The following is a 22,134-nucleotide window of genomic DNA, read 5'->3' as shown; positions in this document are numbered from 1 at the left end:
ATTAAAAACGTTTTTATATAGTGGAAATGCTTTATTCTTAATGACTTAGACTTGACGGATTTTTCAGGCTCTGGCACCCTTTAGAGGAACAGGAATATAATTGCGGCAAAAAAAGCGTAGAGTCAGAATTAAATGCCAGATAATCCGAGGTGCAAGAGGCCGGTATTTTGAACTACTTCGGTAACAGCTATAGGGAGACGTAAGGCATGACCAAGTCAGAGCTCATTCAGCATATCGCAGAGCAAAACCCACACCTCTATCATCGGGACGTTGAAAGAATCGTCACAACTATCTTTGACGAAATCTCAAATGCTCTCGCAGACGGCAATCGGGTCGAACTCCGCGGTTTCGGGGCTTTTTCCGTCAAGCATCGTGATGCCCGTGTTGGCCGTAACCCCCGCACAGGCGAATCCGTCGAAGTGGATTCCAAACACATTCCTTTTTTCAAAACGGGTAAACAGCTACGTGAGCGCCTGAACAATGGTGCAGACAGCTAATTAATCCCCCAAAACATGGTTCGAGATAAGTGAAACGATTTAGTTGGGTACTCACAGCTCCTATAACGCTGGCCATCTTGCTCTTGGCAGTTAACAATCGCCAGGATGTCACGTTAGAGATCTGGCCCTTTGGGCTTCAGTTTGATTACCCGCTTTATCTTATTATCCTAATTTCAGTCGGTTTGGGTATTTTAACTGGTGCCGTTATCGCGTGGCTGTCCAGTGCAGCTACCCGCCGACGTGCGAAGGTAGCCGAATGGAAAGTATTGGACTTGCAGCGCGATCTTTCCTTTGAGCGTGAAGAGCTCAAGAAATTGAAAGAAAAAGAAGCCTCAAATTCGCTTGCTGTTAAAGAAGCTTCGTAAGTTTTTTTGTTTTTTCCATCTATCCGGTCAGTCGAACAAGAAAATCACTCTAACTATTATCGTACTTCTGTAAGGTTAGGGCTAGCACTCAAGCAGCCATCATTGTATAAAATATCCAAAGCAATGATTAATCAAAGGACTCTCCGTGCAAAACATCACAGCTGAACAGGTAACAAAATGCCTGGACTATCCTTCACTTGTCGACGCGCTCAGAGAAGCTTTTCAGGGCAAAATAACTGTTCCCATGCGTCATCACCACGACATGGAACAGCCTAACGGCCAACGAGAGTCCACGCTTTTACTTATGCCAGCATGGGAATCAGGAAAGTCCGTAGGTGTAAAACTTGTTACGGTTAGTCCTGAAAATGGCAAAAAAGATTTACCCGCTATCCAAGGCATTTACATCCTCTTTGATGGTGATACCGGAACCCCCAAAGCACTTATCGAAGCAAAAACCCTTACCGCACGTCGCACGGCAGCAGCTTCTGCATTGGCCACGTCCTATCTTGCGCGGCCAGACAGTACAAGGCTGACAATGGTGGGAACAGGCGTCCTTGCACCAAATCTTATTCAGGCACATGCAGCTGTCTGCCCAATCAAAGAAGTAGCGATCTGGGGGCGTGATATTAAAAAAGCGGAAGACCTCGCACAGGAGATGAACAACCTTGGCTTCAAAGCCCATGCCGAGGAAAATCTGGAAAAGGCCGTTAGGACTGCAGATATCATATCTAGCGCCACCTTGAGCAAAACACCCCTTATTTCAGGAAATTGGTTACAACCCGGCCAACACCTTGATCTGGTCGGCGCCTATCGCCCGGATATGCGCGAAGCTGATGACGAAGCGATCAAACGCAGCAGTGTTTTTGTCGATACATACGCAGGCGCAATGAAAGAAGGCGGGGACATCGTTATTCCCCTGCAAAACGGTATTTTGACAAAAGAAGATATCAAAGCAGATCTCTTTGACCTTACCCAAGGCGAACATAAAGGTCGGACTTCTGCAGAAGAAATTACCTACTTCAAATCTGTTGGTCATGCACTTGAAGATCTGGCCGCCGCACAGCTGGTTGATAAGCGTATTAACGGCATTTGAATATAGCATCAGCCACGATCTATTCAGTATTAATTACTTATTACGATAAATACAGGGGTGACCAATACGGTTACCTCTGTTAGGTATGGGTTCCGATTAACAACCTCGACTGGAGATCGGATTATGACCCCGAAAGAACGCATCTTTGTTGCCATTGACACCCCGGATATAAACAAGGCAACAGAGCTTGCAAAGGCACTCTCTGGTGAAGTCGGCGGTATTAAAATAGGCAAAGAGCTTTTCACGGCTCAAGGTCCCAATGCCGTCAGAGGCGCGGTTGGTGGCGAACCACTTTTTGTCGATCTGAAATTTCACGACATTCCCAATACTGTTGCCGGCGCAATCCGGTCTTCCCTACACATGCGCCCTTTCATGGTGAACGTGCACGCCTCAGGGGGCAAAGCCATGATGCAAGCCGCCGCAGAAGCTGCACGGGAAACATCAGAGGACCTCGGCCTTCCACGCCCAATCGTCTTGGCGGTAACAGTCCTGACAAGTATGGACGATAACGACCTATCTGACGTAGGCCAAAAGGGTCCGGCAGCAGAACAGGTCGAACGCTTAGCTCTACTTGCAAAAGGAAGCGGCATTGACGGCGTGGTCTGTTCTTCAAAAGAAATAAAACTGCTTCGCAAGGCCTGTGGACCTGATTTTAAGCTTGTGGTTCCCGGCATAAGGCCGACATGGGCAAATGCAGGTGATCAGAAACGAATCATGACACCGCGTGATGCCATTGAAGCCGGTGCGGATTACCTTGTCATTGGCCGTCCGATCACAGGCGCAGAAGACCCCGTTGCCGCTGCACGCAGAATTGTTGAAGAGTTAAATTAAATCAGAAGGCCGGAAGCAAAGCCGGGAAAGACAGCATGGTATCCCAGATTCCTCCAGAACAAGCCGTTCATGACATTCCGGTCAAGATCGTTAGTGGCCTTGCCATCAAAACGGTTATGGGGAATTTACCCGCTTTGATGCAAATGGCTTTGTTTCCGTTCTTGCTATCGGCTCTTATAACAGCCGTAACCATTACAAACTTCGGCAGCCCATTTCTTATTATTATATTGTTTATATTATCTTTTATCCCACATTCTCTTTTTGCGGTTGCTTGGCACAGAAGAACATTACTTAACCTTGAAAAATCAGAACCAACTTTTATCTCTAGTTGGAGAAGAGTACACTGGCGATTTCTTCTCAGGGTTATTCAATTAATACTAATTTCCTATGGCTTACTTATACTCGGAAGCCTTCCTGCTCTAACTCTAGGCGCAGCTATCCCAGCCAGTCTACCTATACTTTTCTTCGCTTTATTCATTTTTATTATTTATGTAGCTGCACGCTTATCATTTATATTACCTGCAACAGCCATAGGTGAAAAATACACCTTAAGTAACAGCTGGAAGCACACAGACAGACAAGGCTGGCGACTTTTAGGAACTTTCATTATAGTAACCACCCCTTATGCATTGTTTATCATTATTATTAGTCAGGCTTTCGAAAGTGCTTTTATTTCAGAGCTGCCATCTATAACGACGAATGCATCTCAAGTTAATTTTGAAAATTATATCAACGACTTGAATAAGCATTTTCTGAACAATGGACTAGAAATTTTTATACTTAACCTGTTCATAATAGCTCTGACATATCTCCCAACAGCCACGACTATCACAGCACTATCTATTGCCTTTAAAGGCTGCACGGGGTGGGTTCCGGAACAAAGCGAAGAAAAGATCGATAGCTAACCACTATTGCTGCCCTTATTTTGTGTTAAGTTTTTTGACACCTGATTTTAGAGTTTGCCGCCCTCTTCTTAATTGAATATTCTCTTCACATTACTACCAATGAGTACATGTTTTGGGGGCTAAAAATTATGTCAGTCGTGACAGATGATTATGTGGATGACGGGTCCATAACGATGGGAAAAGCATTAAGTAATGCTTTCTCTCCACTATTCAGCAATCTAAAAACAGCATTAAAATTTACAATTTTACCAATTTTATCTTGGTCAATTATTCTTGTGATCGGCATTGTTTTTGGGCTCTCACTGTTTAGTGAAGAGGCATCTGGAAATTTTTCTAATTTTCATACTGGCTTCTTCATCGCGATACTTGTTTTTGTGCTGCTATCCGTTCTGATATCAATACAGTTTTATACCGCGTGGATACAATTCTTAAGATACGGAGATACATCCCTTAAGAATACTTTTATATTCAACATCAAAAAATGTCATTTTGTCATTCTGGGCAAAGCGATTTTGTTAAATATCATTGTTGTCTTAATAGCCACTATCGTGAATATACCACTCGGCTTTTTAAACCTTGGTAGCCCGGGAATTATAACAGCTGTTATCCAAATTTTGCTAATGTTGGCATTAGCCGTTGTTTTTCTTCGCTTATCCTACATTTTCCCGGCGGCCGCTATTGATCAACGCTTTGGTTTTATCGACAGCTGGAACGCGACACGTAAGAACTGGCTACGCATCTTTGTCGCTTTTATCCTACTTGTCCTTATTATGATTGTTGCAACAATCGTGATCCAACTCGTACTTGGATTAATTTTCTCCATTTTTGGGGCTGTTTTCTCACCAATTGGCTTAAATGCTAATCAACTCACTTCAACATCAGACATTTCTGCAACCCTTCTTTCAGCTGGCTTCCTCATTTTGGTAATTCCATCTTACCTTATTAGCATGGCCATCACATTGATATCCTATATCCCTTTCATCAATATGCATTATTACTGTTTCAAAACAGATGTCAGCCTAACAAACGACCAAGAAATACTTGATCGTTTCTCCTAAAGCTTTTGCTTTCCTGCCCGGATGTTATAAATATTTGGGCAGGAAACAAAAACTGACTAGGCGAGCAAGTACCTTGGCAACTGAAGTTAAAATTTGCGGTATAAACAGTAACGAAGCTCTGAACGCAGCACTGGAAGCTGGTGCGGAATACCTTGGCTTTGTCTTTTTCCCCAAAAGCCCCCGTCACGTTTCTGTAGAACAGGCTGCAGCCCTTGCAAAACAGGTAAAGCCCGGCATTAAGAAGGTGGGGTTACTTGTCAATGCCAGTGATGATGAAATTCACCAAATCACAGAACAGGTTCCTTTGGATATCCTTCAATTGCACGGTGGCGAAACACCGGAACGTGTTGCCGAGATCAAACGCAACTTTGGTCTGGAAATAATGAAGGTCATCAAGGTTTCTGAGCAAAAAGATTTTGAAACCGTCTCTGTTTTTGAGGAAGTTTCTGATCGCCTTTTGTTTGATGCCAAGCCTCCAAAAGACCTTAAAGATGCACTCCCCGGCGGAAATGCTATCTCCTTTGACTGGCGTTTGCTGGCAGGGAAAAGCTGGAAACGACCATGGATGCTAGCTGGTGGGCTGAATAGCGATAATGTAGAGGACGCCGTTCGAATTTCCGGCGCCCCCGCTGTTGATGTGTCTTCCGGGGTCGAAGACAAACCCGGGCTGAAATCAGTCGAAAAGATTCATTCCTTTACATCCAAAGCCAAGAGCACCTGATCTCGGAGTATCTAATGCCAGATTCTGTCGTTGCTTTTCTTACACACTTTGGCGAGATACAGCTTTTTATCGTTGCGACGGTTTGCATCCATTGGATGATCTGTCCCAGACTGGGCACGCGACTTTGGTTTGCTCTCTGCCTTTCGAGTTCGGTTCAACAAACCCTCAAAATGGCTTTTGCACAACCACGGCCTTATTGGGTAAATCCTGATCTTGTTGCGATTGAGAGAAGTACTTCTTACGGTATGCCTTCGGGGCATGCACAAACGCCACCGCTTTTCTATGGCATTCTCGCCAAATCTTCCCGGCGACGTTGGGCCTATTTTCTTGCCGCAGCAATCGTGATTCTCACAGGTTGGACCAGAATTGTCGGTAATGTACACAGCGTGGAACAAGTCCTCTCTGGTTGGACAATTGGTGTTTTATTGCTCATCGCTATATTCTTGCTGGAAAAACCCGCAACACATTGGTGGCAAAGAAGTAACTTTACCATCCGGGTTTCCGGCTCCTTCGTCTTTTGTGCTGTTTTGATGGCATTTGGACTATGGGCTGCTGTTCATGCTGGTCAGCAAATTGTCCCCCAAAGCTGGATTGAAAACGCAGGACATCCTCTGCGCCCCGTCAAAGCCGACAACATTATTATTGTGCCTGGTCTTTTATTCGGCTGGCTTCTCGGCCTTGCCCTTTTGGATGGAAAACATCCGCCGAAACCCGGAAAAAAGCTCAAGCTTGCTCTTCGACCTTTGCTTGGCTTGCCGCCCTTGGCGCTTTTAATCGACATTGCACCGGGGAAAGAAATAGAGCTTATTTTAATCCTTACCTTCGTCGTTGGTACCATTGCCGGATTATGGTCCAGTTATGGAGCACCAATTCTTTTCAAGATATTAAAGATCTGAGCATCGCATCCCTTGCAGGATGGTGGCTTTTCAGGCAAAGTCCGCCCAAGATAGATCATAGAGATCCGATAAGGTTGCAGAGTAGATATGACAACACCTAATTCTTATATGAACGGCCCTGATGAGCGCGGGCATTTTGGTATTTTTGGCGGTCGCTATGTCGCTGAAACATTGATGCCGCTTATTCTCGAAGTCGAAAAAGCCTATGATGCAGCCAAGGCTGACCCTTCATTTCAAAAAGATTACGACTATTACGCCAAACACTATGTTGGCCGTCCAAGTCCCCTTTACTTTGCAGAGCGCCTGACCAATGAGCTAGGCGGCGCAAAGATTTACTTCAAACGCGATGAGTTAAACCACACCGGATCGCACAAAGCGAATAACGTTCTCGGACAGATTCTTCTGGCCAAACGTATGGGTAAAAAACGCATAATCGCAGAAACAGGTGCCGGACAGCACGGTGTTGCAACGGCAACCTTCTGTGCCCTTTTCAATCTTCCCTGTGTTGTTTACATGGGTGCAACCGATATTGCGCGACAGGCTCCAAACGTTTTCCGCATGAAATTGCTGGGTGCTGAAGTTATCGGCGTTGAAAGTGGGACAGGCACCCTGAAAGATGCCATGAACGATGCGCTTCGTGATTGGGTGACCAATGTTGAAGAAACATTCTATATCATCGGGACTGCTGCTGGTCCGCACCCCTATCCGATGATGGTCCGTGACTTCCAGTCCATTATTGGCCGCGAAGCAAAAGAACAAATGCGCGAAGCCGAAGGCCGTTTACCTGATCAGCTCGTTGCTTGCATCGGTGGTGGCTCTAACGCGATTGGCCTGTTCCATCCGTTCCTGGATGACAAAGAAGTGGCAATCACAGGTGTTGAAGCCGCTGGCTTCGGCGTTAAAACCGATAAGCACGCCGCGTCTCTAACAGGTGGCAAGCCCGGTGTTCTTCATGGTAACAGAACCTTCCTGTTACAGGATGAAGATGGACAGATTCAAGATGCGCATTCAATCTCTGCTGGTCTCGACTATCCTGGCATTGGTCCGGAACATTCATGGCTGCACGACATTGGTCGCGTGAACTACGCCTCTGCATCCGATAGCGAAGCTTTGGAAGCATTCCAGATGCTGTCAAAAATAGAGGGAATTATCCCTGCACTGGAGCCAGCACACGCATTGGCCCATGTAACCAAGATCGCACCGGACATGGACAAAGACAAAATCATCCTCATGAACCTCTGTGGTCGAGGTGACAAAGATATCTTTACAGTTGCCGAAGCACTCGGCGTAAAGATCTAGGGGGAAGATATCATGAGCCAAACCAGACTTGAAAAACGTTTTGCGGACCTGAAAGAAGAAGGTCGAGGCGGCCTCGTTACTTTTGTAACCGCAGGTGATCCCGACTTCGAAACCAGCCTTGAAGTCGTAAAAGGCCTGCCAGAAGCCGGTGCTGATATCATCGAACTTGGCATGCCCTTTTCCGACCCGATGGCCGATGGCCCTGCTATTCAGGCATCCAGCTTGCGGGCTTTGCGCAATGGCATGACACTGAGCAAAACTCTTGATCTTGTCCGCTCCTTTAGAAAAGACAATCAGGATACGCCAATTATCCTGATGGGCTATTACAACCCAATCTATATCTATGGTGTTGATAAATTTCTCGTCGATGCTAAAGAAGCTGGTGTTGACGGCTTTATTATTGTTGATCTACCGCCAGAGCATGATGAGGAGTTCTGTATTCCAGCTCTGGAACAGGGTTTGCACTTCATCCGCCTGACAACGCCAACTACAGTTGGCGGTAGATTACCGAAAGTACTTAACAACACGAGTGGTTTTGTATATTACGTATCCATCCTTGGCATTACAGGTACTGCCGCCGCGTCAGATAGTGCGATCCACGACGCAGTTGCCCGCCTGAAAGCCGAAACAGATTTACCTGTTGCCGTTGGCTTTGGCATTCGGACACCCGAACAGGCCGCTAACGTAGCATCAGTTGCAGACGCCGCTGTTGTTGGCTCTGCAATTATTGATAGATTGAAAGAAAACTTGGATGACGATAACCAGGCGAAACCTGGCCTCAGCCAAGCTGTATTGGGATACGTACGTACACTTGCTGACGGTGTACGTGGATCCCGTACTTAATTGAAACAAGTAAGGCAGAAAGCATGAACTGGATTTCCAACTACGTCCGCCCGAAGATCCGTGCGCTGGTACAGAAAGATACACCAGATGATCTATGGGTAAAATCACCTGCCACAGGCCAGATGATTTTCAAGAAGGAATTGGAAAAGAACCTCTGGGTCTGTCCCTATAGCGGACATCACATGCGGATCTCTGCGAGAAAACGCCTTGAGACTCTTTTTGATGACGGTGATTACACTCTCGTTGAATTGCCAAAGACCATCACAGACCCACTTAAATTCAAGGATCTGAAAAGATATACCGACCGCATCAAAGATGCGAATGCCAAGAATGAAGACAAGGAAGCCATCATTGTTGCCCGTGGCACCATGGGTGGCATGCAAACAGTTGTTGCCGTCTTCAACTTTTCCTACATGGGCGGCTCCATGGGAACCGCCGTTGGCGAAGGGCTACTGACAGCAGCGAAATTGGCCGTTCTTCAGGAAGCACCTTTGCTGGTCATCCCGGCTTCCGGGGGTGCCCGGATGCAAGAGGGCATTCTCTCCCTCATGCAAATGCCGCGCTCAATCATTGCGGTCGATATGGTCAAGGATGCCGGACTTCCCTATGTCGTTCTTTTGACCGATCCAACCACTGGTGGTGTTTCAGCATCCTTTGCAATGCTAGGCGATATTGCCATTGCCGAACCACAAGCCAATATTGGTTTTGCAGGAAAGCGCGTGATCGAAGAAACCATCCGGGAAAAGCTACCGGAAGGCTTCCAGACCGCCGAGTATCTTCTGGAACATGGCATGGTTGACATGGTGGTTCACCGCCATGATTTACGTGACACTCTTATTCGTGTTTTCAATCTTTTGACTCAAAAGGGACCTTCAGCTGAGATTTTACCACTTAAGGGCACTGAAGAGACAAAAGAAGAAACTGCGGAAAAGAACAACCCGGTTGAATAAGCCGGGTTTGCTTCCCTCTTTGTAAATTCTCTGCATTAGATACCAGAGTGCATAAACAAAAGAGGTAAGGCGAAAAACCAGTACTAAACTTCTATCAGGTAGAGATATAACCATGCGCCGGAGTGATATCGTCTTAGAGCGCCTTAGCCTCTTGCATCCAAAAATTATTGATCTGTCCCTCAGACGCGTCGAGCGGTTGCTGGGGTTGCTCGATCACCCGGAAGAAAAATTACCCCCGGTTATTCATGTTGCCGGAACTAATGGGAAAGGATCTTTCCTTGCCTATCTCAGGGCGATCTTGGAAGCGCATGACAAGGATGTTCATCTCTACACTTCTCCGCATCTGGTAAAGTTCCACGAGCGCATCAGACTGGCCGGAGAGCTAATTTCCGAAGATGAACTGGTCGCCCTGCTTGAAGAGTGCGAAAAGGTCAATGGCCCTGATTCCATAACCTTCTTCGAAGTGACAACCGTTGCTGCATTCCTGGCCTATAGCCGTCACAAAGCGGATGCTTTGCTGCTTGAAACAGGCCTGGGCGGTCGCCTGGATGCCACCAATATGGTCGCACAGCCAGCCCTGACAGCTATCACCCCTATTTCCGTCGACCACACGCAGTTCCTAGGGGATACCATTGAAGAAATAGCCGCAGAAAAAGCCGGCATTCTCAAACCCGGCGTTCTCTGCGTGGTTGGCAAGCAACCCAAAGCTGCCCTCGACGTTATAAAGGCCCGTGCGACTGAGATTGGCGCTGAACTCTATATCGAAGGTGAAGACTGGACAGTAACACCAGATACCGATGGTTTCCTTTTTAGTGGTCGAAACGGAGAAGAGCGCTATCCGAACCCAAATCTTCTCGGTGAACATCAGGTTGAAAATGCCGCTTTGGCCGTCGCCGCCACTGATATTCTGGCGAGTTCTTTTGATCTGAAAACGGATACGATCAAAGAAGGTTTGACCAAGGCCTATTGGCCCGGTCGGATGCAGCGATTGACCACAGGTCTATTGCCCGACCTCCTTCCCGAAGGTTGCGAACTTTGGCTTGATGGCGGTCACAACGAATCAGCTGGACTTGCCTTGGCAACAATTCTCAAGACGTGGCAGGACAAACCGGTTCATATAATCTATGGCATGCTCAATACAAAAGCTGCCACAGATTATCTGCGCCCGCTGGCGCCGCTTGGATCAAGCCTGCGCGCAATTGAAATCCCTTTTGAAGCAGCTTCACTTAGTGCTGAAGAAGCTGCCGCACATGCAGTTGAAGCCGGTTTTGATGCCCAAGCATGCGCTTCGGCACAACAAGCCGTTGAAGAAATTCTTGCCCGGGAAGAACCCGGTCGCATTCTGATTTGTGGTTCACTCTATCTCGCGGGTCATATCCTCGCAGAAAGCCAATAACCAGATACATTATTTTCACGACTCTTTGTCCAACACAAATCCTAGCTTTTTTGGCTAAAAGCCTCTATTCTGATTCAACCTAGAAAGAGGACGAAACCATGCCGATAATCCGTGTGGAAATGTTCCAAGGTCGTTCACTTGAGCAAAAACGAGCTCTGGTCAAAACATTGACCGAAGAAACGGCCCGAATCACAGGCTGCAATACCGAAGCGGTGTATGTCGTAATAGACGATGTTCATAAAGAAAACTGGGGTGCAGGGGGCATTCTCTGCACCGATGAAGTGCACCATTAACTATACCCGGCTTGCGCCTTGCTGGAACCAGATAACCGTTATAACGCACGATCTGTGTGCCTGTTAGTGTTCCGATAATTCCACATAAAAAAGCCCCGCAAAATGCAGGGCTTTTATCTCGAGACAGCGCGTCAAATACGCTGCTCTATCTTATGCAAGAGAAGATGTAATCCACTCTTTTAGCTGACCTTTGGCAATAGCGCCTACTTTCTGGGCAACCACTTCACCACCTTTAAAAATAAGCAGTGTCGGAATGCCACGAACGCCATATTGCTGTGGAGTCATTGAATTTTCGTCAATGTTAAGCTTGGCAATAGTAAGGGAACCGTCCATTTCTGCGGCGATTTCATCCAATGCCGGTGCGATCATTTTACAAGGGCCACACCATTCAGCCCAGAAATCCACAAGAACAGGGACATCCGCTTTAAGAACGTCGGCTTCAAAAGAATCGTCGCTGATTGCGATCGTTGACATATTATACCTCTTGCCATTTGTTTATGTGCAATGGGATCAGCTATCTTGTGCTTCCCATCACATCGTCAGCATGAATGTAGGGATGCAGGTCCCCCGACGTCAAGGTTCATATTGTACAAGAATGTTATCCGGCAAGTGCATTAAGCGGGCTTCATCGGTCCACAACAGGTGCGCTTCTATTTGATAATTCGGGTAAATTTGCCTCAAAACCGTACGATAGGCTGCCATTTGGCGCAGATAGGCGCGGTGAACTTTTTCGACTTTTTTGGGTGGTGGACGATTGGTTTTATAGTCAATAATTTTTACTTTGCTATCCGTTATAATCAGGCGATCAACCTGACCAGAGATAACTTCCACATCCCCATCGCGATGCACCAGCCCAACAACAGGCACTTCCGCCCGGCTACCTTCACCAAAAATATCCTGATACTCCGGGTGATTGAGAACAGATAATGTTTCACCCAATAACATATCAACCTGATCAGAATCTAATTCGTGCAGAGGCGATTCCAGGAATCGTCGCCCTGACGGTTCCCACTTTTCTTTTGGTAAATCCGGCAATGTTTGTAAAAGTCGGTGAATAATCCGTCCCCGCTTAAACCGTGTACCATCATCCTGCCCCAGAGGTGATCTGACAGGCGGTTCATCATCCTTTGCCCGGGATGGGGCAAGCGGACGGGGCGGCACAGGTTCCTGATCCGGATCGACAAAAGCCCAAGCAGGTAAACTGCCATCGAAATGATCAACAGCGACTTCTTCTTTACCCGCCTTAATCTGACCTTCCTGTGTATTCTCCTGAACCCTTCCCATTGCAGTCCAAGGGCCCGTCGGGTCTTCGGGGAAGGCAAACTCGACCTCTTTGCCATGTTCATCAAGAGCCGTTTGCGCCAAGGCGTACCAGCTATCCTCAGATGGTTCACGTGCACCTGTCCAACCACATATAACCAAACGGTCTTCGGCACGGGTCAAAGCCACATACAAAAGTCGCCGATATTCCCGCAGACCATCTTTGCGAAGCTGATCTCGTGCAGAAGAAATGATTTCTGTATTCATCGCTGTACGCGGTGACCATACAGGGAGATTGCCCTGTTCTTTTAGCCAGACAACCCCGCGATCAGCCTGTGGTATCTGAGTTGTATCCGGTAAAATAACCACAGGCGCCTGAAGACCTTTGGACCCGTGTACCGTCATGATACGAACGGCACCGCCGCCTTGTTCAAGGTCACGCTTGATTTCCTGATCGCCAACTTCGAGCCAATGCAGGAACCCTTCCAGCGATGGCGTTTCTTCCCGCTCATAAGCCAGAGCAAGAGAGAGAAATTCTTCGATAGGATCACGTGCATCAGGCCCCAGTCTGGACAAGAGCAACTTTCGCCCGTCCAACGGCCCCAGGATGTGAGAAAAAAGCTCAAAAGGTGGTGTGAAGTCTGCACGGGCCAGCAAACCGTTCAAGAAACCTGCTGCTCGGGCGAAAACATCATTCGTTTTGGCTTTATCCCGTAATCTGGACCACAGGCTTCCTTTGCGATTATAGGCCAGTTCAAAAAGCTGATCTTCATCCAGCCCAAGGAGAGGTCCCTTTAGAACAGTCGCCAATGTCAAATCATCTTCGGGTAACAGCAAAAACCGTCCCAAGGCAACAAGATCCATAACCGCCATCTGGTCGGTCAGTACCATTCGGTCCACCCCGGAGACAGGGACGGCCAAGGTCTTGAGCTCGCGCACCAGCTCTTCAACAAAAGCGTTCCGGCGGCGAACCAGAATCAGAATATCACCGGGGTCAATACGTCGCCCCTGCGAAGGTAACTGACAAACGGGGTCATCGATTCCAGCTTCTGCCAGAGTCCAGTAATGGATACGACGCGCCAACACACTTGCCAGACGTGCACGAGATTCCATTTCCGCTTCTTGTGCTAATGGCAAGGTCCAAGGTGTGTCTTCAGTACCGCCCTCACTCACCATCAAGGGCCAGAGTTCAACGCGCCCAGCTTGCCCCAATCTGACGGGTTGATGTTTTAAGCGATCATCATGGAAAGCAACCCCATCCGCTGCCGAGGGGTAGGAAAAAACCTGATCAACAGTTGCCAATACCGAAGGTGTCGAACGAAAGGAAACATCCAGACTGATACCTTGCCATTTTTGTTGGGCGATCTCGACGCGCTTTTCAAAGTGTTCACGCATTTGCTCGAACTTGGCCGGGTCAGCCCGCTGGAATGAATAGATGGACTGCTTCACATCCCCGACAGCAAAGATTGTTCGAATGTCTTCTCTTGCACCCTCACCGTCAAAAAACTCGTTACACAGCGCCGCCACGACTTCCCACTGTTCCGGGTTGGTGTCCTGTGCTTCATCAATCAAAACATGATCAATACCACCATCCAGCTTAAAGAGCACCCAGGCAACCGCCCGCTCCCCCGTTAACAAGTCACGGGTTTTGAGAATAAGGTCATCGTAGTCCAGAAAAGCGCGGGTTTCTTTATAACGCTCATATCGCGATAAAATCGCAGTACCGAGATCAAGCAAAGACGACGTTGCTTTCGCAACACCAATGGCATTGAGTTTTTCGTTCAAGCGAATAAGACGCTCAGCTTCGGCAATCAATATATCCGGTAGCTGAGGTAATACAGATAAAGCACCCTTTGTTGCCAAACGACTTCTTATTTCACCAGCTTGCGTGAAGAAAATCCCCCGGTACTCGCTATATTTTTCACACCTGGTTTCAGGCTGACTTTCCAACCAGTTTTTGAGTAGATAACCGCGTTCCTGATCTGACTTTGCCCCTTGTAAAAGAGCATCAGCAGCATGAGAAAGCTGAATGGCGTTAAAAGCGCCATCACCACAGGCTGCATTCAAGAGATCAGTCGCATTACTGTTCGAATCAACACCAAGGGTTTCATAGATAATCCTATTTAGCCCCTGCTGATCGCCGTATTCAGCCAGAAGGTCCGAGATCCTCCCGCGTTCCCGGATGATTTCCTGTACCAACGATCCAAAGGACTGTTCCTGAGTATAGGCTGTGATGCATTCCAGAGCGTCGGTAACAGTCTGCTCAGTTAATCCTCCGCGCCCCGAGAGAACGTCTTCACGGGATCTAAAAAGAAGTTCTTCCGCTGAACGATCGTCAAGAATTTGAAAGTTCGGCGCAACGCCGGCTTCCAGGGGGAACCGCCCCAGCAAAGATTGACAAAACGCGTGAATGGTCTGGATCTTCATGCCACCGGGCGTATCCAGAACACGGGCAAACAATCGCCGGGCTGTCTGCAGTTCGTCCAGAGAAGCCTTGCGCCCAAATAGCTTTTCCAGCTCTTTTATCAAATCATCTTCAGGAATTGTGGACCAGCCAGCCAGTTTGTCAGACAGACGGTTCGCCATCTCTGCCGCAGCCGCTTTGGTGAACGTCAGTGCCAGAATTTTCCCCGGCTCTGATCCACTCAATAGCAGATTGAGAATGCGGTCTGTCAGAACTTTTGTCTTGCCCGCCCCCGCAGAAGCCCCGACCCAGACAGATGTGGTGGGATCCGCAGCCTGTCTTTGTTCGTTGGTGGCTTGCCGGAGGATATCGTCAATGCGCAGCGTCATAGATCCCCCTCGCCACCTGTGGACCATTCCTTAATCCGCGCCAGATGCTCAAAATCATTATAGACGAGGGCTTGATTAGGTCGCGGACGCGCTGCATAGGGTGTTTCCTGATAATCAAACTCTGTAATCAGGTCCTGTAAACCTTCAAGAGCAATCTTTGCAATCTGGTCAACACCGTCTTTTGCCCCGCGTTGTCCCAGTGCATTTTTGTTTTCCCCTGCGGGATCACCACCGGTTAGGCGCCAATAAAGAAGCTCTTTCACCTCATCGGGTAAGATGCCAAAACCGCCCTCAATAGCGATAGCCGCTTCCAACGGTAATTGTGGTGAAATTCCCTGTAGCACATTCTTGGCACTTGGGACCGTACCCGTTTTATAATCAAGGATCGCCAGGCCACCCGTTGCCAGTTCATCAATGCGGTCCGCCTTGGCTGTCAGGGTAAAATCACCCGCTGGTGCCTTCAGAACCAGCTTACCCGTCACTTCTACATGGGACTTGGAAACCATTTTCCGACGCAAGCTCTCTTGTTCCACAAACCACTTGGCAATACGCTGAAACCGGGGCCACCAAAAAGACCAGATCCCCGGACGGTCTTTAACCGCCGCAAAAACACCCTCGCCAATCATCAAAAGCTGTTGCTCTGCATCTTCAGGCAACGCATCGGGAAATTGCTTCAGGAATTTTTCAAGGGCTTCATGGATCAGGCTTCCTTTGTCAGCTCCGGATGGGTCTGCATCCAGAGGATCAAGCTTGCGAAGTTTTAATATCTTTTGGGCATAAAGTGCATAAGGGTCCCGCATCCACGTTTCGATGCGGGTAACAGAAAGGTTCCTGGGACGTGCAGACACGGGTGGCGTGGGAGCTGGTGCTTTTATCTGAAGACGTTTTTCAGGCAGATCCAGCGCTTCGACCCAGCTTAACCATTTTCGTGCATCTCGCTGTAAAAAACCCCGCAACCCTTTACCTTCTAACAGGGCTTCGATACGGAGTAACCAGCGCGAAGGCACAGTTGGCGCCCCCTCTACCTTTTCCGATCTGGTCAAAAATACCTCTGGCGCACAAAAGGCCTGCACAAAATCCTGTGCCGACAATCCCACCTGCTGTTCCGGTTGGGGAAGGCCAAAATCCCGTCGCATCGGACGGCTCATCCACGGGCCGGGCTTCGCCTCTGCCGGCCAACTACCTTCGTTCAACCCGCCAAGGATAACCACGTCGGCATGCTGTAAGCGTGCTTCGATAGCACCGAGAATACTCAGCCTCGGATGCGCGCCAAAGGGGGCACGCACCGCGCGCCCAACCATAAGAGCCGCGAGTAATTCCGGATAGCGACGCGGCGATACATCTGGGGCATCACCGACCGCTTCCCGCAAGTCCGCGACAAATTCAGCGGTGGCTGTTCCGTCATCCCCAGCCCAAAGTCTCTCTGCCCCGCTTTGTTCATCCGTTGAAGCCAAAAATTCGGCAAACTCTATATGAGCATCCAACAGGGAGCGGAAAGATTGTGTACCACCACGGATATGATCGTCAAAAACCTGTCCCGCAGTGACAAGACGCTCTAGCAGATTTCGAGCTTCCAGCCCCCCTTCGGCATCATCACCAAGCGCCGTCATCAGCCCCTCAAATCCCGACGCAGGCCGAACCCCGCGCAGGACCGTAATCTCCAACTGTCGAATAATTCGTTTAAAGACACCGATCTGCATACCCGCAGCACAAAGAGGATGCTTCATTGCCGACAGGAAAGAAATTGGTGATAGCCCAGACACCATCATTTCGGCAGTTAGACGCAAAAAAACAGCCGGAGCCGCTTCCGGCAAGGGAGAGCCCGCAGAATCATCTATCGTAATTGACCAGCGTTCCATCTCTGCCGCAACACGTCGGGCAAGGTCTCTGTCTGGCGTGATCAAGGCCGCTGTTTTTTCCGGTGTTTCCAGAACTGACCTTAAAACAAGGGAAATGGCCAAGGCTTCTTCGCCGGGTCCGGGGCAGTCCAGACGGGATACCTTTGCAAGTGCCTTTTGAAATAACGAAATATCCGACTGCTCTATATAGCCCTGCCATTGCGTTGTTGCCTGTGCCGGACGCATTGCCATATGCACAAAATCAACCCGCCTTTCCGGCGCTCTGTTTTCTAAATCGGTTCCCTCAAGGCCATAAGGCCAAGGTTGTAAATCAGACCTAGGAATGTCCAAACGCTTTAACAAACGCGCCAATCCATTTTGGGGATGTGAGCTATCTTTCAGAAATTCACGCCAGGTATCGTCGTCTGCGGTCAAATCAACACCCGGCAAAATGACCACCCCTTGCGAACATTTGGAGATAACGCCAATTAAATCGGCTGCCGCCGGAATAGAGCCTGTTGAACCAGCAACGATAAGGGGATGGTCCGGAGGGCATTGACGCCAGAACTCAGCCTGTCCCTCCAAAAGACGTCGCCGTCTTTCTGCCGGGCCAATACCGCCTGTTGCCTCTTCTACGGTCGGCCAGATTTTTGTTAAAATCTCCAGAAATTCCAGTGTGATTTGCCAGTGGACGGCATAGTCCTCCGGCACAAGATCAGATAGATCGGCAAAGCTCAGGCCCTCTGTCTGCACCTGATCCAGAAAACGACCAAGCTCTCCGGCAAGACGCACAGCCTGATCTTCGGGAATGACATCCCCGCCGTTTGCCTTGGCCTGTGACGCCGACCATTTCAACACCAGCTGACTTAGCAAAAGTTGCCGCCTTAATGATGAAAGTACAGGACGAAGATCAAGATCCTGATCTTGCCCAATAGCTACGTCAGAAGCCGACATAAGCAATTCATCGGGATCCAAATCACCCAGCGGCAGCATTCTGGGTAACATCATGGCTTTACCCTCAGACGCCCGCAAAAAAGCCTGCTGCAAGCTTCGACAAGCACGCCTTGTTGGTAAAAGGATCATTACCCTGGAAAATTCCAGCGGGTTGTCTCCCCAGCGCTCTAAGATTCCCTTGGCCAGCGCATCAACAAATGAAGCATTCGACGCGACAGAATAAACTTCTGATACAGTGTCTCTCACCTCTAAAGGCTCTGGGTCGAAGGGCAACTCAAAAGTCATTATTCAAGAGCCACTGGATTTGGATGCCGTAGGTAACATGTTTTGTAAAAGATCCTCTACTTCACGAAGGCCTTCGGGTGTTCCCACATGAAACCATTCCCCGTCATGTTCCAATCCACACAATCGATTGGACGCAAGAGCTTTGTCGAAAATTTCATTTAGAGAAAAGGCCTCTGTAGGGACAGCTACAAAAAGTTTTGGATGCAGAATCTGAATGCCTGCATAGACGTAAGGCGCAGATTTTTTCTCTCCCCTGCGGCTCAGCTTTTGATCATTCCCCAGAAAAAAATCACCGGCCCCTTCGTACCCATAGGCTTTGGACCTTGGATGAACCAGAAGTAACGCATCCATGACATCAGGATTCCAAAAATCCATAATCCGCTTGATGGCAGATGAACCACCATCGAGCCAACAGACGTCACCATTCACGACAACAAAAGGATCATTCCCCAAAAGAGACAGCGCCTGCGTCACTCCTCCGCCCGTCTCTAGAATTTCATGTTCTTCAGAAAACATAATCATCGGATCGTCATAAGATTCTACAAAGCGTTGAATCTGCTCTTTCAGATAAAAGCCATTTACCACAATCCTCTCGATACCTGCGGTTCTTAGCTTCGCAATAATACTTTCCAGCATTGGCACCCCAAGAACAGGCACCAAAGGTTTGGGGATTGTTTCTGTGATTGGCCTCATCCGCTTGCCAAAACCAGCCGCCAATACCATTGCCGTTTTTATTGCCGCAGTTTTTGTCGCCATCGGAATTACTATATCCTGCTATTAGTCGGACCCATCGTCGATCAAGTCACGCTTTAAGAAAACACCAGATTTCAAGAAAACAAAGGGGATAGTCTTTCCCGCCATTTCGGCCCCCCCACAAGCTTCAATACCCTTGCAGTTTCTCCCTCACCGTAAGACAGCTTTACCTTTAGATGTCCACGCGGCATTAAAAAGCCAAGCCGATCAGGCCATTCAATAAGGGAAATACCTTCAGAAAAAGCCTCTTCGATACCCAACTCATATGCTTCTTCCGGATCCTCTAATCGATAGAGATCAAAGTGCCAAACCTGTTTTTCAGCCCGGTCATAGATTTGTACCAGAGTAAAGGTCGGACTGGGGACTTCTTCGGTTTGCTCCGCTCCTTCCGTTGCCGGAAAGGCATTAATCAAGGCGCGTGAAAAAGCTGTCTTCCCAGCTCCAAGATCCCCATCCAAAGCCAGAACATCACCCTCCCCCAAAAAAGGGGAAAGACGACGAGCAAATTTCCGGGTTTCATTTTCATCCGCAAGAACAATTTCACCAATCAGCTCTTCTGTTGTCACGGCGCCTCTTTCTCTTCTGGGGATGCACCTTCTTCATTTTTTACGATATTTTTTTCGTGCTGTTCAGCAATTTTTTGATCTTCAACAGCGTCATGTGCACCACTGTTTGCACTGATCGTATCGGCAACAACCTTGCGAATTCCACCCGGTTTTTCAGGATCTTCAAGCAATGGAATATGGCAAGTTACCGTGGTTCCCTCGTTTATTTTGGATTCAATCTCTACCCAACCACCATGTAGTTCCACAAGACTTTTAACAAGGGACAGTCCCAGACCTGCACCAGCCTGTTTAGCATGGCCTTCACCACGCTCAAATTTATGGAAAACCCTTTCCTGGTCTTCCTTACTAATCCCCATGCCATTGTCCTTCACGGCAATCCGCAGCTCATGATCACGGCTTGCTGTGATATCAACTCGTTCTCCTTCGGGGGAAAACTTAAGAGCGTTCAACAGCAAGTTAAACAGTGCTTGTGTCAAGCGACGCTCATCCACCAGAACAAAGCCAATCTTGTCATCACAAATAATATTCACATCAATATTTCGGTGACGTGCTCTTTCATGTCCGATGGTGTGAAGATGTTGCAACATATGTTCGACCTTGACCTCGGTAAGGTCTAGGTGCAGATAGCCAGCTTCAATCGTTGCCAAGTCAAGAATATCATTGATCAAGGTCATTAACCGCTGCGAAGATTCAACAATCGCCTGACTGTACTCTCTCTGTCTGCTGTTAAGTTCACCAAAAAACTGGTTCTCCAGAATTTCTGCAAAGCCAACAATCGCATTTAAAGGTGTTCTCAATTCATATGAAACATTGGCGATGAACTCAGTTTTTAGCTTATCAGCTGTCTCCAGTGCTTCATTTTTCTCGAGCAGTGCGCGTTCAACGGTAAAGGAATCTGTCACGTCAAGGAATGTCAACAAAGATGCCCCGTCCGGCAGCATAACCTGTGCCCAATCAAGAACAACACCATCGGCCCGAAATTTACGACCAGATCTGGCCTCGGGCTCACAAACACGTGCGACCATCATTTCAAGCTGACTATCCCAATCGCCATCCCTTACTTCAAAAAGATCTCTACTTTGCTGAACCACATCCCTGACATGTGGCTCACTATTGAGGAAATCTTCCGGAAGCTTCCAAAGTTCTGCAAAGTTCGGATTATACAGCTTCAAGCGACCATCCGCTCCGTACACCACAACAGCTTCATATAACTTGTTCAACGTTTCACGCTGTACTGCGGTTAAGGTATTGTATGATCGTTCCAGCGCAAGACGATCTGTTACGTCTTCGACTGTTTCAAGCACACCGCCAAAAGGATGCGCCGTCGCAACAGAACGTAGGGTTGTGCCATCGGTGAGGTGCAATAGCTCTTCAACGGGCTCGATCATCGTGCGATAATCACGAAGCCTTTGCTGTTTAAACTCGGGGAAGTTCGCATATTCAGGCAATCTGCGGTTTTCACGCATGGTGTCGAGAACCTCACTTAAATGAGGTTCGGATTTCAAGAAATCCTCGTTTAACTTGAACAGATTTGCATAGGCAGAATTGAAGAAAGTAAGACGTTCATCTGGACCAAATATTGAAATAGCAATGCCCAGATTTTCAAGTACCTGGGCATGGGCGCCGATATGCCGCCCCAATTTGTTTTCCGCTTCCTCTAAACCTGTTTGATCAACCGCAAATCCCAACAGGGTTTTATCATCCAACTTTCTTTCACTGAATTCCAAAAGCCGTCTTTCACCAGCAATAATTGCGTGGTGTTTATCACAGGAAATTTCACCACTATCCAGCGCGCGCCTTGCAAGGTTATGGGCCTGAGAAACCTTTGACCTGTCGACCAGTTCTATATTTTTTTGGATGATTTCCGTTTGCTCGGCCTCAACAGCATCTGCATAGGCTTTGTTGCAATAAGTAATCGCAAGGTTGTCATCACGCATCCATACCGGGATCGGCAAGTTTTCTAACAAAGAAGATACATGCCGGGATTCTTCTGCCGCAGTGCTCGCTTGCTTTGCCAAATCACTAATATCTGAAAACCAGACAACATCAGTAATTGGGGGATTATCACCCGCGGCTTCTATTCGCTGACCATGCATTCGATATGTTCGCCCTTTGGCGCGTAACGTCAGCGTAAAGGACCTGCCTTGATCCCTGAGACTCTCAAAAGCCTCTGTCAGCGTATTCGCTTCACCTGTTCCACGCTGAAAGGCGATAGAGATTGCATTAAAATCAATCTCTCCTTTATCCAGACCAAACTCACGGACAACGCCAACACTGGCCCGCGATTTTTTATCGTGGTGAGAATAGGTGACACACCCAAGAGGAGCCGCTAGAACCGCAGCACGGTCGAGTGACGATCTTATCTGCAAGTCATTGAGTTTTTGTTGAAGCAATCGCCAACGGTGACGATAGGCAAAAACAATTAACCCCGAGCCAAGCAGGATAATGAGAGTAAGAAAGAAGCCCGGCAGATAAGCCGAAAATGACGACACTGCGTTCCCCTCAATAAGTGCAGTAAATCCATATTTTGTGGGGATT

The 22,134-nt window shown here is 48.2% G+C and carries 19 protein-coding genes; 13 read left to right on the top strand and 6 right to left on the bottom strand.

Translation table 11 applies throughout. The features are described 5' to 3' along the window. Window positions 1-206 precede the first annotated feature (206 nt). The 13 genes from ihfB to WH95_RS09490 all read left to right on the top strand — a co-directional run bounded on the left by ihfB (window position 207) and on the right by WH95_RS09490 (window position 11,147). The gene (gene ihfB / locus WH95_RS09550; RefSeq protein WP_046506034.1) at window positions 207-497 is read left to right on the top strand and encodes an integration host factor subunit beta; all 291 of its coding nucleotides are present in this window, start codon (window positions 207-209) and stop codon (window positions 495-497) included. Window positions 498-526: 29 nt separating this feature from the next. Further along, window positions 527-862 (top strand): lipopolysaccharide assembly protein LapA domain-containing protein, encoded by a 336-nt coding sequence (locus tag WH95_RS09545; RefSeq protein ID WP_052741906.1) that lies wholly within the window; start codon window positions 527-529, stop codon window positions 860-862. A gap of 145 nt (window positions 863-1,007) precedes the next feature. Beyond that, on the top strand, window positions 1,008-1,955 hold the full coding sequence (locus WH95_RS09540) for a bifunctional Delta(1)-pyrroline-2-carboxylate/Delta(1)-piperideine-2-carboxylate reductase (protein WP_046506031.1): 948 nt from the start codon (window positions 1,008-1,010) through the stop codon (window positions 1,953-1,955). 123 nt (window positions 1,956-2,078) lie between these two features. Beyond that, on the top strand, window positions 2,079-2,786 hold the full coding sequence (gene pyrF / locus WH95_RS09535; protein WP_046506028.1) for an orotidine-5'-phosphate decarboxylase: 708 nt from the start codon (window positions 2,079-2,081) through the stop codon (window positions 2,784-2,786). A gap of 35 nt (window positions 2,787-2,821) precedes the next feature. Further along, entirely contained in the window at window positions 2,822-3,691 is an 870-nt protein-coding gene (locus WH95_RS09530; protein ID WP_046506026.1) for a hypothetical protein, read from the top strand. A gap of 173 nt (window positions 3,692-3,864) precedes the next feature. Then, complete coding sequence (locus WH95_RS09525) at window positions 3,865-4,749, top strand: hypothetical protein (RefSeq protein WP_157845929.1); 885 nt, start codon at window positions 3,865-3,867, stop codon at window positions 4,747-4,749. 73 nt (window positions 4,750-4,822) lie between these two features. After that, on the top strand, window positions 4,823-5,470 hold the full coding sequence (locus tag WH95_RS09520; RefSeq protein WP_046506020.1) for a phosphoribosylanthranilate isomerase: 648 nt from the start codon (window positions 4,823-4,825) through the stop codon (window positions 5,468-5,470). Window positions 5,471-5,484: 14 nt separating this feature from the next. After that, the gene (locus WH95_RS09515; protein ID WP_046506018.1) at window positions 5,485-6,366 is read left to right on the top strand and encodes a phosphatase PAP2 family protein; all 882 of its coding nucleotides are present in this window, start codon (window positions 5,485-5,487) and stop codon (window positions 6,364-6,366) included. A gap of 87 nt (window positions 6,367-6,453) precedes the next feature. Further along, a complete protein-coding gene (trpB, locus tag WH95_RS09510; protein WP_046506016.1) occupies window positions 6,454-7,665 on the top strand; it encodes a tryptophan synthase subunit beta in 1,212 nt (403 codons plus the stop codon). 12 nt (window positions 7,666-7,677) lie between these two features. Continuing rightward, a complete protein-coding gene (gene trpA / locus WH95_RS09505) occupies window positions 7,678-8,508 on the top strand; it encodes a tryptophan synthase subunit alpha (protein ID WP_046506013.1) in 831 nt (276 codons plus the stop codon). A 23-nt stretch (window positions 8,509-8,531) separates the two neighbouring features. Then, window positions 8,532-9,458 (top strand): acetyl-CoA carboxylase, carboxyltransferase subunit beta, encoded by a 927-nt coding sequence (accD, locus tag WH95_RS09500; RefSeq protein WP_046506012.1) that lies wholly within the window; start codon window positions 8,532-8,534, stop codon window positions 9,456-9,458. A gap of 112 nt (window positions 9,459-9,570) precedes the next feature. Continuing rightward, the gene (locus WH95_RS09495; RefSeq protein ID WP_082114074.1) at window positions 9,571-10,854 is read left to right on the top strand and encodes a bifunctional folylpolyglutamate synthase/dihydrofolate synthase; all 1,284 of its coding nucleotides are present in this window, start codon (window positions 9,571-9,573) and stop codon (window positions 10,852-10,854) included. A gap of 98 nt (window positions 10,855-10,952) precedes the next feature. Further along, window positions 10,953-11,147, top strand: a complete 195-nt coding sequence (locus tag WH95_RS09490) for a 2-hydroxymuconate tautomerase (RefSeq protein WP_046506006.1) — start codon at window positions 10,953-10,955, stop codon at window positions 11,145-11,147. A gap of 150 nt (window positions 11,148-11,297) precedes the next feature. On the opposite strand, the gene trxA is transcribed toward WH95_RS09490, so the two are convergent. The 6 genes from trxA to WH95_RS09460 all read right to left on the bottom strand — a co-directional run bounded on the left by trxA (window position 11,298) and on the right by WH95_RS09460 (window position 22,088). After that, a complete protein-coding gene (gene trxA / locus WH95_RS09485; RefSeq protein WP_046506004.1) occupies window positions 11,298-11,621 on the bottom strand; it encodes a thioredoxin TrxA in 324 nt (107 codons plus the stop codon). A gap of 99 nt (window positions 11,622-11,720) precedes the next feature. After that, window positions 11,721-15,200 (bottom strand): double-strand break repair helicase AddA, encoded by a 3,480-nt coding sequence (gene addA / locus WH95_RS09480; RefSeq protein WP_046506002.1) that lies wholly within the window; start codon window positions 15,198-15,200, stop codon window positions 11,721-11,723. Then, window positions 15,197-18,277: a double-strand break repair protein AddB gene (gene addB / locus WH95_RS09475; protein WP_046506000.1), complete on the bottom strand. Its 3,081-nt coding sequence runs from the start codon at window positions 18,275-18,277 to the stop codon at window positions 15,197-15,199. Before addB ends, addA begins: the two co-directional genes overlap by 4 nt. A gap of 3 nt (window positions 18,278-18,280) precedes the next feature. Next, window positions 18,281-19,033, bottom strand: a complete 753-nt coding sequence (locus WH95_RS09470) for a nucleotidyltransferase family protein (protein ID WP_046505999.1) — start codon at window positions 19,031-19,033, stop codon at window positions 18,281-18,283. A 71-nt stretch (window positions 19,034-19,104) separates the two neighbouring features. Beyond that, entirely contained in the window at window positions 19,105-19,596 is a 492-nt protein-coding gene (gene tsaE / locus WH95_RS09465) for a tRNA (adenosine(37)-N6)-threonylcarbamoyltransferase complex ATPase subunit type 1 TsaE (protein ID WP_052741904.1), read from the bottom strand. After that, a complete protein-coding gene (locus WH95_RS09460) occupies window positions 19,593-22,088 on the bottom strand; it encodes a PAS domain-containing sensor histidine kinase (RefSeq protein WP_157845928.1) in 2,496 nt (831 codons plus the stop codon). The genes tsaE and WH95_RS09460 overlap by 4 nt, the downstream gene beginning before the upstream one ends. Window positions 22,089-22,134 lie beyond the last annotated feature (46 nt).

It is taken from the genome of Kiloniella litopenaei, from assembly GCF_000982415.1.
Classification (GTDB): domain Bacteria; phylum Pseudomonadota; class Alphaproteobacteria; order Kiloniellales; family Kiloniellaceae; genus Kiloniella; species Kiloniella litopenaei.
Note: the sequence above shows the minus strand (reverse complement) of the source record. Positions and strands in the feature narration are given on the sequence as shown.

What these genes read in the sequence shown, in the direction of transcription:
- WH95_RS09495 (WP_082114074.1), top strand. Translation starts at nt 9,571, where the DNA reads ATGCGCCGGAGTGATATCGTCTTAGAGCGCCTTAGCCTCTTGCATCCA.
- trxA (WP_046506004.1), bottom strand. Translation starts at nt 11,621, where the DNA reads ATGTCAACGATCGCAATCAGCGACGATTCTTTTGAAGCCGACGTTCTT.
- WH95_RS09515 (WP_046506018.1), top strand. Translation starts at nt 5,485, where the DNA reads ATGCCAGATTCTGTCGTTGCTTTTCTTACACACTTTGGCGAGATACAG.
- addA (WP_046506002.1), bottom strand. Translation starts at nt 15,200, where the DNA reads ATGACGCTGCGCATTGACGATATCCTCCGGCAAGCCACCAACGAACAA.
- accD (WP_046506012.1), top strand. Translation starts at nt 8,532, where the DNA reads ATGAACTGGATTTCCAACTACGTCCGCCCGAAGATCCGTGCGCTGGTA.
- WH95_RS09490 (WP_046506006.1), top strand. Translation starts at nt 10,953, where the DNA reads ATGCCGATAATCCGTGTGGAAATGTTCCAAGGTCGTTCACTTGAGCAA.
- WH95_RS09470 (WP_046505999.1), bottom strand. Translation starts at nt 19,033, where the DNA reads ATGGCGACAAAAACTGCGGCAATAAAAACGGCAATGGTATTGGCGGCT.
- ihfB (WP_046506034.1), top strand. Translation starts at nt 207, where the DNA reads ATGACCAAGTCAGAGCTCATTCAGCATATCGCAGAGCAAAACCCACAC.
- pyrF (WP_046506028.1), top strand. Translation starts at nt 2,079, where the DNA reads ATGACCCCGAAAGAACGCATCTTTGTTGCCATTGACACCCCGGATATA.
- addB (WP_046506000.1), bottom strand. Translation starts at nt 18,277, where the DNA reads ATGACTTTTGAGTTGCCCTTCGACCCAGAGCCTTTAGAGGTGAGAGAC.
- trpB (WP_046506016.1), top strand. Translation starts at nt 6,454, where the DNA reads ATGACAACACCTAATTCTTATATGAACGGCCCTGATGAGCGCGGGCAT.
- trpA (WP_046506013.1), top strand. Translation starts at nt 7,678, where the DNA reads ATGAGCCAAACCAGACTTGAAAAACGTTTTGCGGACCTGAAAGAAGAA.
- WH95_RS09530 (WP_046506026.1), top strand. Translation starts at nt 2,822, where the DNA reads ATGGTATCCCAGATTCCTCCAGAACAAGCCGTTCATGACATTCCGGTC.
- WH95_RS09525 (WP_157845929.1), top strand. Translation starts at nt 3,865, where the DNA reads ATGGGAAAAGCATTAAGTAATGCTTTCTCTCCACTATTCAGCAATCTA.